Annotated in this window: 13 protein-coding genes; 12 read left to right on the top strand and 1 reads right to left on the bottom strand. The window is 38.8% G+C overall.

Annotation, left to right across the window (positions count from 1 at the left end):
- Positions 1 to 10: 10 nt before the first annotated feature.
- From SB660_RS03390 to pyrG, 11 genes are all read left to right on the top strand, one after another.
- Positions 11 to 874 carry a 3-hydroxybutyryl-CoA dehydrogenase gene (locus tag SB660_RS03390; protein WP_061409875.1) on the top strand — a complete coding sequence of 288 codons (864 nt, stop codon included), beginning with the start codon at positions 11 to 13 and terminating at the stop codon, positions 872 to 874.
- A gap of 11 nt (positions 875 to 885) precedes the next feature.
- Positions 886 to 1,998, top strand: a complete 1,113-nt coding sequence (locus tag SB660_RS03385; RefSeq protein WP_410581335.1) for an acyl-CoA dehydrogenase family protein — start codon at positions 886 to 888, stop codon at positions 1,996 to 1,998.
- Between the two features lie 16 nt (positions 1,999 to 2,014).
- The gene (locus SB660_RS03380; RefSeq protein ID WP_410581333.1) at positions 2,015 to 3,157 is read left to right on the top strand and encodes an acyl-CoA dehydrogenase; all 1,143 of its coding nucleotides are present in this window, start codon (positions 2,015 to 2,017) and stop codon (positions 3,155 to 3,157) included.
- 1,593 nt (positions 3,158 to 4,750) lie between these two features.
- The gene (locus tag SB660_RS03375) at positions 4,751 to 5,041 is read left to right on the top strand and encodes an uberolysin/carnocyclin family circular bacteriocin (RefSeq protein WP_003214902.1); all 291 of its coding nucleotides are present in this window, start codon (positions 4,751 to 4,753) and stop codon (positions 5,039 to 5,041) included.
- Between the two features lie 160 nt (positions 5,042 to 5,201).
- Complete coding sequence (locus SB660_RS03370; protein WP_167550617.1) at positions 5,202 to 5,378, top strand: hypothetical protein; 177 nt, start codon at positions 5,202 to 5,204, stop codon at positions 5,376 to 5,378.
- 566 nt (positions 5,379 to 5,944) lie between these two features.
- Positions 5,945 to 6,520, top strand: a complete 576-nt coding sequence (locus tag SB660_RS03365) for a hypothetical protein (protein ID WP_257474597.1) — start codon at positions 5,945 to 5,947, stop codon at positions 6,518 to 6,520.
- A gap of 13 nt (positions 6,521 to 6,533) precedes the next feature.
- On the top strand, positions 6,534 to 7,064 hold the full coding sequence (locus SB660_RS03360; protein ID WP_410581330.1) for a stage II sporulation protein M: 531 nt from the start codon (positions 6,534 to 6,536) through the stop codon (positions 7,062 to 7,064).
- Positions 7,065 to 7,094: 30 nt separating this feature from the next.
- On the top strand, positions 7,095 to 7,709 hold the full coding sequence (locus SB660_RS03355) for an ATP-binding cassette domain-containing protein (RefSeq protein ID WP_058013461.1): 615 nt from the start codon (positions 7,095 to 7,097) through the stop codon (positions 7,707 to 7,709).
- On the top strand, positions 7,688 to 8,191 hold the full coding sequence (locus SB660_RS03350; protein WP_410581327.1) for a hypothetical protein: 504 nt from the start codon (positions 7,688 to 7,690) through the stop codon (positions 8,189 to 8,191). Before SB660_RS03355 ends, SB660_RS03350 begins: the two co-directional genes overlap by 22 nt.
- A 490-nt stretch (positions 8,192 to 8,681) precedes the next feature.
- Positions 8,682 to 9,221 (top strand): DNA-directed RNA polymerase subunit delta, encoded by a 540-nt coding sequence (gene rpoE, locus SB660_RS03345; RefSeq protein ID WP_058013463.1) that lies wholly within the window; start codon positions 8,682 to 8,684, stop codon positions 9,219 to 9,221.
- A gap of 238 nt (positions 9,222 to 9,459) precedes the next feature.
- Positions 9,460 to 11,067, top strand: coding sequence for a glutamine hydrolyzing CTP synthase (gene pyrG / locus SB660_RS03340; protein ID WP_003215143.1), 1,608 nt, complete (start codon positions 9,460 to 9,462; stop codon positions 11,065 to 11,067).
- Positions 11,068 to 11,108: 41 nt separating this feature from the next.
- Here pyrG and SB660_RS03335 read toward each other — a convergent pair whose 3' ends face one another.
- Positions 11,109 to 11,639: a DUF2529 domain-containing protein gene (locus tag SB660_RS03335; protein ID WP_410581325.1), complete on the bottom strand. Its 531-nt coding sequence runs from the start codon at positions 11,637 to 11,639 to the stop codon at positions 11,109 to 11,111.
- Between the two features lie 180 nt (positions 11,640 to 11,819).
- On the opposite strand from SB660_RS03335, the gene SB660_RS03330 reads away from it, so the two are divergent.
- Positions 11,820 to 12,194, top strand: coding sequence for a response regulator (locus tag SB660_RS03330; protein WP_003214681.1), 375 nt, complete (start codon positions 11,820 to 11,822; stop codon positions 12,192 to 12,194).
- Positions 12,195 to 12,354 lie beyond the last annotated feature (160 nt).

Raw genomic sequence — 12,354 nt, 5'->3', positions numbered from 1 at the left:
GTTCATCGTCATGAGTACAGAAGAAACCGTCATGGTCGTTGGAGCTGGTCAAATGGGATCAGGCATTGCCCAAGTTTTTGCTCAGTCTGGCTACACAGTCCTGCTGCATGATGCATCTGAAAAGCAGATTCATCGGGCCATTTCCTCCATGACCAAACAACTGACGAAACGGGCAGAAAAAGGAAAGCTAGCCCATCAGGCAGTCCGAGATATTACGCAGCGGCTTGCTGTATCTACAGATTTAAAGGACGTGCAGCAGGCTCACTTAGTGATTGAAGCTGCATCTGAACAAATGAGTGTAAAAAAACAAATCTTTGAAACACTTGATCAATTTGCAGAGGCAAAAACGATATTTGCAACAAACACATCTTCCTTGTCAATCACAGAATTAGCAGCAGTTACGGGGAGACCGGAGCAAGTGATTGGCATGCACTTTATGAATCCTGTCCCTGTTATGAAACTCGTTGAGGTCATTCGAGCGCTGCAAACGAGTGACGACACGTATCAAATCGTTTGTGAAACAGCAAAGAATTTAAACAAAACCCCAATTGAAGTGGAAGACTTCCCAGGGTTTGTATCAAACCGCATATTGATGCCAATGATCAATGAAGCCATTTACACCCTTTATGAAGGCGTGGCAGATGCAGAAAGCATTGATGGTGTTATGACGCTTGGAATGAATCACCCAATGGGGCCGCTTCGTCTCGCTGATTTCATCGGACTAGATACATGTTTATTTATTATGAATACCCTTCATGAGGGACTTGGGGATAGCAAATATCGGCCTTGTCCTCTTTTGAAAAAATACGTGAATGCAGGCTGGCTGGGCAAAAAGACAAAGAGAGGTTTTTACACATACCACGACCACTCATAGGGGGAGTCAAGATGGATGTTTTGCTTACGGATCAACAGCGTCTCTGGAGAGAACAGGCAGCAGAATTTGCTAGACAGCGTGTATTCCCTGAAGTGGAAGCCATGGAACAAGGTCAGTTCCCAAGAGCACTTTTAACTGAAATGGGACGACAAGGCTTTCTGGGGATTCCAATACCAGCTGCGTATCAAGGCTTAGGAGCAGATTTTACAACGTATATCATCACTATCCATGAGTTATCCAAAGTGAGTGCGACCATCGGTGTCATTGTGTCCGTTCATACATCTGTTGTGACGATGCCTATTTTGGCTTTTGGAACGAAAGAGCAAAAAGAATCCTATGTTCCGCTGCTTGCATCCGGCCAGAAACTGGGAGCATTTTGCCTGACTGAACCGAAGGCAGGCTCAGATGCCTCCAGTATTCAGTTAAGGGCAAAGCGGGCAGACGACCATTATGTGTTAAATGGTACAAAAATGTTTATCACAAGCGGCGGGGAAGCAGAACTGTATCTTGTCTTTGCCGTGACAGATCCTGCTTCTGCGAAAAAAAATATATCGGCATTCATTGTTGAGAAAGGTACACCAGGATTTACGATCGGAAAAGATGAGAAAAAGATGGGACTGCACGGGTCAAAAACTGTCACGCTTCATTTTGATGCTGTACGGATTCCAAAACAGCAGCTGCTCGGTGCAGAAGGAGAGGGCTTTCACATAGCCATGTCTAGTTTAAATGCGGGGAGAATCGGTATCGCGGCTCAAAGTCTCGGTATAGCTGAAGCTGCTTTAACGGAGGCAGTGACGTATTTAAAGCAGTACCCGGCAGGTCTAGAAACGACCATTCGGCTGGGTGATTTGGCGGCGAAGCTTGAAGCTGCCAAGCTATTAGTCTATCAAGCGGCTTGTTATAAAGAGGCGAATCGTCCGGTGACAAAGGAAGCATCCATGGCCAAGCTATTTGCGTCAAAAACGGCGGTTGAGATCAGTACAGAAGCGATCCATTTACTCGGCATGGACGGTTATACGAATCGCTATCAAGCAGAACGTTACTTTCGTGATGCGAAAGTTTGTGAAATCTATGAAGGAACTAGTGAAATTCAAAGGCTGGTCATTTGTAAACAGCTAATATGAAACGAGGTGGCTCATGATGCAGTTTCAATTAAGTGATGAACATGAAATGATTCAAAAAATGGTGAGAGATTTTGCGAAAAATGAAGTAGAGCCAACAGCAGCAGAGCGGGACGAGACAGAAACGTATGATCCAGCTATTTTTCGCCAAATGGCGGAGCTCGGTTTAACGGGCATTCCTTGGCCGGAAGAGGTAGGCGGAATCGGTAGTGATTATTTAGCCTACGTCATCGCAGTGGAGGAGCTTTCAAGAGTGTGCGCCTCTACAGGCGTCACCCTCTCCGCCCACACCTCTCTCGCCTCGTGGCCCATCTATACCTTCGGAACAGATGAACAAAAGGAAACCTATTTAAAGCCACTTGCAGAAGGACAAAAGGTAGGGGCATATGCACTCACTGAGAGCAGTTCGGGTTCAGATGCCGGCGGAATGAAGACAACGGCAGTAAAGGCTGGCAGTGAATACGTCCTGAACGGTGCGAAAATCTTTATTACAAATGGGGGTATTGCGGATTATTATATTGTGTTTGCTGTGACAGACCAAGAAGCTGCATCTCGAAATACGACCGCCTTTATTGTAGAAAAAGAGACACCGGGATTCTTTGTTGGCAAAAAGGAAAGCAAACTGGGTATTCGCTCATCGCCAACGACTGAAATTCGATTTGAAGATTGCCGGATACATGAAAGGAACCGGCTCGGACAAGAAGGAGAAGGTTTTAAAATAGCGATGATGACCCTCGATGGCGGCAGAAACGGTATTGCTGCACAGGCTGTTGGGATTGCACAAGGCGCTCTTGATGCGGCAGTCGATTATGCGAAGGAGCGCAAGCAATTCGGCAAACCAATCATTCAGCAGCAAGGAATTGCTTTTAAGCTCGCAGATATGGCAACCGCAATTGAAGCATCCAGGCTGCTCACTTATCAGGCAGCATGGCTCGAAACGAAAGGGCTCCCGTATGGAAAGGAATCAGCTATGTCCAAGCTCTTTGCTGGAGATACAGCCATGAAAGTAACAACAGAAGCCGTCCAAATCTTCGGCGGCTACGGGTATACAAAGGATTACCCAGTCGAACGATACATGCGTGATGCGAAAATCACCCAAATTTATGAAGGCACACAGGAAATCCAGCGCCTAGTCATCTCGCGCAAACTGATAGATATGTAGAAACAAAGCAAAGACCACCTGATGTGAGGTGGTCTGTTTTGGTGTGGTTCTTGAAGCATTAATCATTAGCATCATCCAAAGTTTTTTTTATTTTAGGATTGTAAAAGGATAGTGTCGGCAACAGGAAACCGTTTTAACGTATGAGCGATTTGTAACTGGTGAAGTAGTGAGTATTGGTACATGTGAATTGGCAATATACCTACTAAAGAATTAGACCTCAAGAATGATATAGCGATAACCCACATACAAGGTAATAGTCAGGTTTTCCTGAATTTAAGATGATTTCCAGTATCGATCCATATTATATTAGCATTATGTTAAAATTAAGAAAATAAAAATATGGGAGGTTATTATGACCACAACTACTACTATCTTAGCGATTGTAACTTTGGTGATATGGATCATGGTTTCCGCAGAACTTTCGAAGTCTTCAAAGAAAGATCACAACGAAAAAGAAAATAGCCGTAGAAAATTAATTGTTTTAATGCTTGCAGGCATCATATTGACGTTAGCAGTAGTCATCTCATTACTTCAGAATCTCTAGCTTTAAAATAAACTGTAAAAGTGTATCGTTATGAGAGCATATTTCAATGCTTGAGAACTATATAACAAGTTCATCTCATTCACCAATGTGTTTAAACTTTGCAGAAATGTCAGGGCTCATCTTCATTTCTAACGTGATGGTTATGATTCTGCCTACATAAATATCTGGATCTAAAGAAAATAAAGAAATGACTATACAGACGATTCATGCAAAAAGCAGCCATTATTTTTCATCATACGTTCAAAGATTTGAATAATGGGTATCTATTTTGATATCAAATCGAAGTCGAGACAACTCAATATGAGTGTCTCGATTTTTTTGGATTTGAGGAAATTGATTCAATTTAACTAGGTAATTTAATCCATTTCCCCCTTTTTCGACTCCGATTTGCAGGGACTTATGTTGTGTTTTAGAGAATAGTATGTTTATCACATTTTCTAAATGTTACAATTTTTCAAAAGCTATAATAGGAACTGAAATGTATCAAGATACCTGATATATTTCCAAAAATGAATCGCTTTCTAATATAGGATACGGTTCTTCTCTCCTTAGGGTCAATGTGTATAACTGTACTTCCCATTCCATCCATCATTTCTCTTGAATTCAAAATAAAATCCACTCTTTTTTCACATCCATAACATGATCATTCAGAGAATTTTTGATCTAGGGCTCTGTTTTTAACGAGATGATATCCGATTGTTGATGAATACCTCAGTAATAATTGAAGTACTACAAGCAGGAAACGAGCATCTCTTAAAAAATTCATCATAAAAGCTTGCCTGTCTCTAAGAGAAGGCACTGAAGATTTGAAACGAATTGATTTTTGATAGTGTTTATCAGAAATTCTGACTAGATTTAAATGAATCAGAGCATTTTATGCTATTACATAAGTTCCCTGTAAAAATGGAAAATGAACGTAAATCCTGATAAAAACTGATTACAAATACCGTTAATTAAATAAATATTACAAATTTTCCAAAAAAATATTGAAATGTCATTTACTTCTTGCTAGACTAAAGAAGTAGTAAATAATCGAAGGAGGTCATATTATGACGAAAGCAACAGATTCTAAGTTTTATGCTTTATTATCGCTGTCACTTCTTGCGGTAACATTAGTAGCTTTAGTGATTGGTAATGGTTCTTTGATTGCAGCAAATCTGGGTGTTAGTACTGCAACTGCGGCAACAGTAGTGAATTTCTTAGATACTTGGTCCTCAGTAGCGACTGTCATTACAATTGTTGGTGTTTTCACTGGCGTAGGCACAATTAGTTCAGGTGTAGCTGCTGCTATCTTGGCTATTCTTAAAAAAGAAGGAAAAGCGAAAGCTGCTGCTTTTTAATCTAAAAAAAAAATCATCTCAATCTTTATTGAGATGATTTTTTTTCCAAAAGTGTATTGATATCAGATGAAACAACTTTCTATAGACAGTGTCTTAAAAACTAATTTAACGTTTTATGCCCATGCGGCTTGTAATAAAACATTAATTAGGAGGAAATTTTATGTTGAAAGCAAAAAATCTTGGATTATTCTCACTATTGTTATTTGCAATTACAATGGCATCTTTAATCGTTGGAAATGGTTCTTTGGCAGTAGCCAATCTAGGTGTTAGTACTGGAGTTGCTGCTATTTTGTTTGTAATTAAAAAACAAGGAAAAGCCAAAGCAGCTGCTTTTTAAAATGACTTATGCATAAAACTAATAAACTATTTAAAATATATGATCAAAGTATAATGGGGTACCTCAATTATATTGGGATGATTCTTTTTTCTTTCATTGTAATGGTAGCGTTGATTTTCTATCGGGGTGAGATTCCCGGCACGTACCTAAACAGCTTTGTTTTTATTTCAATATACATTGTAGCTACAGCCAATATTAATCGTTGTGTATTACCGTATAGAAGACAGCAGCCAGGCGTGGTCTTTGTCTCCAAACAATTGTTGTTGAAACATTTATTCTTTACGATTAAAAAAGGATATTCAGTTCAATTACTTTTGGCTTGTTTCATTGCTTTAACCTTTTTGTTAGTAGAAAATCAATATTTCATTATGATACTAGCATTTATTGTCGTGATGCTTTCTTTTGCATCTCAATTATTGTCAGGTCTATTCAATATCATCAACAGAATACTCCTTTTGTTGCAATTTTGGTATATCATAACGTCTGTTTTTGAAGCAGTGATGATACTGCAAATAGTACAGTTTCTTCTTATTTACATTTACATAAGTAATTCTCATAGGATACCTTTGACAACTGGACTTTCCTTCCTAAAAAGTGCGAATAAGCAATATAGGTCTGGAAATATTCTGTATTTATTTTTATCTTATATCACTAGTAATAAAATATTAATCATTTTAATAGGCGTCTTAGTATCAGTACTTACTTATTTCGCCCAATCCTTTTTAACGAAAATAGAAAATCTGCCTGCGCTCATTTTAGTCTATATCAACTTTATTACGATCTTAGAAATCTTAATAGGGTCGAAGAAGGAAGAGATTGTGCTTGATAGGGCAAGAATCGAGACGTTGCAAGCCTCTTTGATTGTGAGTCCATACGAGAGGTTTAAATCCAGTACGATTTATTTACTATGTCTCGTACTGATTTTTGTCAGTGTGTGTGGAATAGTCGGAGTAATGATAAACACGTCCGATATCTCAATTATTCTTAAAAATACGTTATCGCTGCCTTTAATCATCTTTATTGGGGTCGTATATTTCAGAAAAACAGAACTATTAATCAACGATTATGAACATAAGTTACTGAAGCTGTCCTTGCCAATTTTATTACTCATATGCATTACAATTTTCACGATTACTTCATGAAAAGAGGAGGAAAATGATACATAAAAGATTGAAATATTTTCTGTGGTATTACGCTATCTACTGTATATTGCTGATAGGTACAGGGATTTATCTAGGGAATATCGTCAACAAAGATTTATTTGAAGCAGCACCACCAACATCGGGCCAGGAATTTATGTCTGTAGTCCTAACACATAACTTAACGAACTTTGCAATGTATTTACTAGGGTTCTTGTTGTCGCCTTTATTTCAAATAATGGATTTTGGAGGTTCGTCCTTCGTCATTACGATGGGTTTTAGAACGCTAGGAGAACAAGAAGCTTTAGGTAAACTAATTCCTCATGGGCTATTAGAATTTCCAAATATGTTGTTTTATCAAGGAATAAGCCAGTATGTGCTTTTTACACTAATTTATACGAAATCAATTAAAGCCGCTTTAGGTGTCATGAAAAAAATGATTCCTTATTATCTATTATCGTTAGTCATCCTAATAATCGCTGCTTTTATTGAAGGGTATGATTCTTTATTATTTTCTATCATGATCAATCATAGATGGTTTTATTGAAGACTCTATAAGACAGAGAAGGGGATTCAAGTGGGATTAGAATTTGTAGAATGTACGAAGAAGTTCAAAAACAATACCATACTAGATAAAGTGAATTTTTCAATTCCAACAGGTCTCTTTCATTTAGTGGGGAGAAATGGTGCAGGTAAAAGCACTCTCCTTAAAATGATAGCTGGTTTAGATAAGAGATACTCTGGAGATATAGAGGCAAACAAAGAATCGACTCTTTATTTAAATGTGGATCCTATTGGTATTCACCCATTTACAATTAGAGAAAATCTAGAGATTCTGTGGAATACGTTTAAAATTGTGCCGACTGAAGAACAAATGGGGAAAGTGAATGAATTTTTCGATGGTAACCTAGATGGTTCGTATAGCAGAGCATCTACGGGTATGAAAGCGAAGGTAGGATTATCTTTATTATTCGTAAAGGATTGGGAAACCATACTAATTGATGAAACCATGTCATCTCTAGATTCAGAGAGTATAGAGATGCTATCTGAGAGGCTAGTGAATCTCTCTATTAAAAAAATTTCAACCATCATATATGTATCCCATAGCATGGTGAATAAACGCTTAAACGATCATTCAAGCATTGTGAGTATAGGGGATGGGAGGCTATTATGGAACAACGTCCAAGAATAACATCATTGATATCATTGGTCATTTTTATTATGGCCAATTATTATTTTGTTACTTTTGCTATTGAGTTGAATGGCTACATTTCGCAACTAGATGATTTAAGAGCTTTGTTAGAGGATATGTCCTATGAAACGATGCTGAATCTAATTGTTGTCATTACAACAATTCTAACCACCATCAGCCTATTAGTTCAGTATCTTATCGCAAAATTCCTATTAATCATCTTTGCTCCAGAGGTTAAGGGTCATTTGTTTTATGCTCTAATTCCTAAGATTGTCATTATGTTTATTAATGTCATATGTATGGGGATCTTGCAAATACAAAGTTTATGGCTGTATCTTTTCACGGCACTCATAGGAGCAGTGTTGATCTTGTTCTTTTTTCAATACAAAAAAGCGAACTGGAAAGCATCGATTCTCTTTGCAGCACCATTTATTATAGATGCTATCATTTCCTTAGGAAAAGAAATAGTCGCTGTACTGTAATGAATAATAATAGAGCATGAACTCTTGCGAAAAGAAGTAACGGTATTCACATAAAAATGAATTCAAGGTTACTCGAGAAAAAAGGAGTTATACAATTTATTTCATTATAGGTACACGTAAACCGAACCCGTTGACGTGTACCTTTTTATACGCTTTATAAAAAATGGACAATCACTTCGTTCGAATGATAGCCAAAATTTATTCATTCACCATTGCTGCCTCTGATTGTTCCCATTTTTCCGTTTGGAATAAATAAAACGGTTTACAAAATGCATGCCGGACACAAAAGCTAGACCTATTTCACCTAAATGATGAACCATTAGTTGCTCCCCTTGAGAAAAAATCAAAAATTAACATGATTAAAGGTGGCATAAACTCCCCTAATTTGTTTATAATGAGAGGTATGGTTTGTCGTAAAAATAAGGGATAAACACTTATTATTTCACTGATAAATGGATACATACATGTAATAGAAAGGGAGTGTCTGACCTTGAGTTTGAAAGAATACTCACAGGAGCAGCTCAAGCACATGTCTTTAGTTGAACTTGCTTATGAAATTTTCAGAGACAGCAAAACACCAATTACGTTTTCCGAGTTAATAGATGAAATGGTCCGTTTACAAGGAATACAAAAATCTGATCTTGATGATCGCCTTGCTCAATTTTATACAGACTTAAATATAGATGGCCGCTTTATTTCGTTAGGTGATCAGAGATGGGGACTTCGCAGTTGGTATCCAGTTGATCAAATCGAAGAAGAAGTTCAGCCAGCTGTGAAAACAAAAGCGAAAAAGAAAAAAACAAAAGCAGCTGTCGTTGAAGAAGACTTCGATGAAATTGAAGAGGAAGAGGAAATCGAAGAGCTTGAAGAAGACCTTGATCTTGTTGAAGACGACGATGATCTCGACCTAGACGATGATGAGGAAATCGAGGAAGATATAGAAGACTTCGACGAAGATGATGACGAAGATGATGACGGCTTAACAGAAATTGCCGAAGACGATTTAGACGATAATGAGGAAGAGAAATAACCCTCATAAACCGGTCCTCAAAACAGGACAAAACCGTCTTGACTTTCGAGGGCGAACTATGTAGTATGTATTTTGGGCTCTCTAAAAAGAGTACGTAAAGATACGTTCATTTACGCTCCCTTTCATTTATTTGAAAGGGAGCTTTCTTATTTTTCAAGAGATTTAGGGATACACTCTAAAAAGGATGAAGCTGTGCATGGCTAGTCATGCAAGGGTAAAAAAGAGAGGAGCATACGAAATGACAAAGTATATTTTTGTAACAGGAGGAGTTGTTTCCTCACTTGGAAAAGGGATCACGGCTGCCTCGTTAGGCCGCCTTCTGAAAAATAGAGGGATGGATGTCACCATTCAAAAATTCGATCCATATATCAACGTAGACCCAGGGACGATGAGTCCATATCAGCACGGTGAGGTTTTCGTCACAGATGACGGTGCTGAAACAGACCTTGATTTAGGTCACTATGAGCGCTTCATTGATATTAACTTAAATAAGTACAGCAACGTCACAACAGGTAAAATCTACTCTACGGTTCTGAAGAAAGAGCGCCGCGGCGACTATTTAGGCGGAACTGTACAGGTTATTCCCCATATTACAAATGAAATTAAAGACCGCGTGTACCGTGCCGGAAAAGAAACAGGTGCAGATGTGGTCATCACAGAAATCGGCGGAACAGTAGGAGACATCGAATCCCTTCCTTTCCTAGAAGCGATTCGTCAAATGAAGAGTGACATTGGCCGTGAAAACGTCATGTACATTCATTGTACCCTTGTTCCTTACATCCGGGCAGCAGGTGAACTGAAAACAAAACCGACACAGCATAGTGTAAAAGAACTTCGCAGCCTTGGTATTCAGCCAAACGTTATTGTGGTCAGAACTGAAATGCCAATGACCCAGGACATGAAGGACAAAATTGCGTTATTCTGTGATATTGATACAAAAGCTGTTATCGAATGTCAGGATGCAGACACGCTGTACTCTATTCCGCTTGATTTACAAAAACAAGGACTGGACAAGCTTGTATGTGAACATATGAAACTTGATTGCCAAGATGCAGACATGACAGAGTGGACAGCGCTAGTCGATAAAGTGCAAAACCTCTCAAAACAAGTCACAATTGGTCTAGTAGGAAAATATGTTGAATTGCAAGATGCATACATTTCTGTCGTTGAATCACTTCGCCATGCTGGTTATGCATTTGATGCAGACGTTCAAATCAAATGGATCAATGCAGAAGAAGTGACAGCAGAAAATATGGCTGATTTCGCGCAAGATGTCGATGGCATCATCGTTCCTGGAGGCTTCGGAGACCGCGGAGTGGAAGGGAAAATCATTGCTACACAATATGCCCGTGAAAACAAAGTGCCATTCTTCGGAATTTGCTTAGGAATGCAAGTTGCGTCAATCGAATATGCACGAAACGTACTAGGCCTTGAAGGAGCTCATTCAGCGGAAATTGATCCTGAAACAGCATTCCCAATTATTGACCTTCTTCCAGAACAGAAGGATGTAGATGATCTTGGCGGAACACTTCGTCTTGGTCTTTATCCATGTAAATTAAATGAAGACTCCAAAGCATTTGCTGCATACAACGATGAAGTGGTCTACGAACGCCACCGCCATCGCTATGAGTTTAATAATGAATTCAGACAGCAAATGGAAGCTGCAGGATTTGTCTTCTCTGGTACAAGCCCAGACGGACGTCTTGTTGAAATTATCGAGCTCAAGGATCATCCTTGGTTCCTTGCTTCTCAATTCCACCCAGAATTCGTCTCAAGACCGACAAGACCTCAGCCATTATTTAGAGATTTCGTTGGTGCTTCACTGCAAGCATCTGAATCAAAATAAAACAAAAAACTGCCGAGAATATCATCTTCTCGGCAGTTTTTTTATTCATATTCCTCAACGATTTCTTTCACCGTAAACGATAGAGCGTGGTAGACGTATAAGCATGTCATTAAAGCAGGATAACCGAACCTTGTTCCGTCATCAGCAGGCACAAGCGGTTTTTTGAGCTGAAAATCAATATGGACATCACAATGCTCTTCAATCATAGACGGCTCCTTTTGTGCCGGCCCGACACCTACAACGGGCGTCCCTTGCGCGTGCAGCTCTTTTACAAGAGATTGAATCTCCCCGTCCTCTGGGTCTGAATAAAATAGCAGCACTCTATCGCTTGGATGAAGCAAGCTGCGCTCCGTTTGATCAAGCGGCAGTACTTTCGAACCTGGAAATGGCTCCTTGCTTTCAGTTGCCTCTAAGGCTACAGCAGCCAGTTCATTCTCTCCGTGAAAATAAACACCATGTCCACTGACAACAGCTTGTGCAAGAAGGCGTGCACCATCTTCGATTGCTTCAGCCTGTTTTTCTCCAATACGTGAAAAAATACCTGATAACTGGGTCGTGAAAATTTTTAACAAGACGGATTTCCTCCTTCGGTCAGATCATTTTATAATAGAATATAAAGAGAATATTAGGAAAAATGCTCAGAAAATGTCGTAAAGTAAACTATTATAAATAAAGGAAATGTGAAAATCAAACAGAATTATTTAACAACAGCTCTTTTTATGGCGAAAAATGAAAGCAATGGGGTGTAACAGATGAATGAGAAAATATTAATTGTCGATGATCAATATGGTATTAGAATATTATTGAATGAAGTGTTTCATAAAGAAGGCTATCAAACCTTCCAAGCAGCCAATGGACTACAGGCGTTAGATATTGTGAAAAATCATAGACCAAACCTTGTGCTGCTTGATATGAAGATTCCCGGAATGGATGGAATTGAAATTTTAAAACGCATGAAATTAATTGATGAAGACATCCGTGTCATCATTATGACAGCCTATGGCGAATTAGACATGATTCAAGAATCCAAAGAACTCGGTGCTTTGACACACTTTGCAAAACCTTTTGATATTGATGAGATCCGAGATGCTGTCAAAGAATACTTACCGCTCGAAACAAACGGTTAGATGGAAATGATTGAATCGAGTCATTCTGTTGCCGATTTGTCGAATAATTGGTATCCTAGATAAGAAGAAGAAAGCGATCTGACTTTGAAAGTTTACATATGGCGAGAAATTCTGGTCATGCTAGGGTGGAGAGCTTTTTTTAGTAAGCAAATTAGCTACA

This window comes from Bacillus sp. SIMBA_005 (assembly GCF_046535585.1).
GTDB lineage: Bacteria > Bacillota > Bacilli > Bacillales > Bacillaceae > Bacillus > Bacillus pumilus.
Note: the sequence above shows the minus strand (reverse complement) of the source record. Positions and strands in the feature narration are given on the sequence as shown.

Excerpts from the sequence above, each read along its gene's own strand:
- SB660_RS03390 (WP_061409875.1), top strand. The coding sequence starts at position 11 with ATGAGTACAGAAGAAACCGTCATGGTCGTTGGAGCTGGTCAAATGGGA.
- SB660_RS03385 (WP_410581335.1), top strand. The coding sequence starts at position 886 with ATGGATGTTTTGCTTACGGATCAACAGCGTCTCTGGAGAGAACAGGCA.
- SB660_RS03380 (WP_410581333.1), top strand. The coding sequence starts at position 2,015 with ATGCAGTTTCAATTAAGTGATGAACATGAAATGATTCAAAAAATGGTG.
- SB660_RS03375 (WP_003214902.1), top strand. The coding sequence starts at position 4,751 with ATGACGAAAGCAACAGATTCTAAGTTTTATGCTTTATTATCGCTGTCA.
- SB660_RS03370 (WP_167550617.1), top strand. The coding sequence starts at position 5,202 with ATGTTGAAAGCAAAAAATCTTGGATTATTCTCACTATTGTTATTTGCA.
- SB660_RS03360 (WP_410581330.1), top strand. The coding sequence starts at position 6,534 with ATGATACATAAAAGATTGAAATATTTTCTGTGGTATTACGCTATCTAC.
- SB660_RS03350 (WP_410581327.1), top strand. The coding sequence starts at position 7,688 with ATGGAACAACGTCCAAGAATAACATCATTGATATCATTGGTCATTTTT.
- pyrG (WP_003215143.1), top strand. The coding sequence starts at position 9,460 with ATGACAAAGTATATTTTTGTAACAGGAGGAGTTGTTTCCTCACTTGGA.
- SB660_RS03330 (WP_003214681.1), top strand. The coding sequence starts at position 11,820 with ATGAATGAGAAAATATTAATTGTCGATGATCAATATGGTATTAGAATA.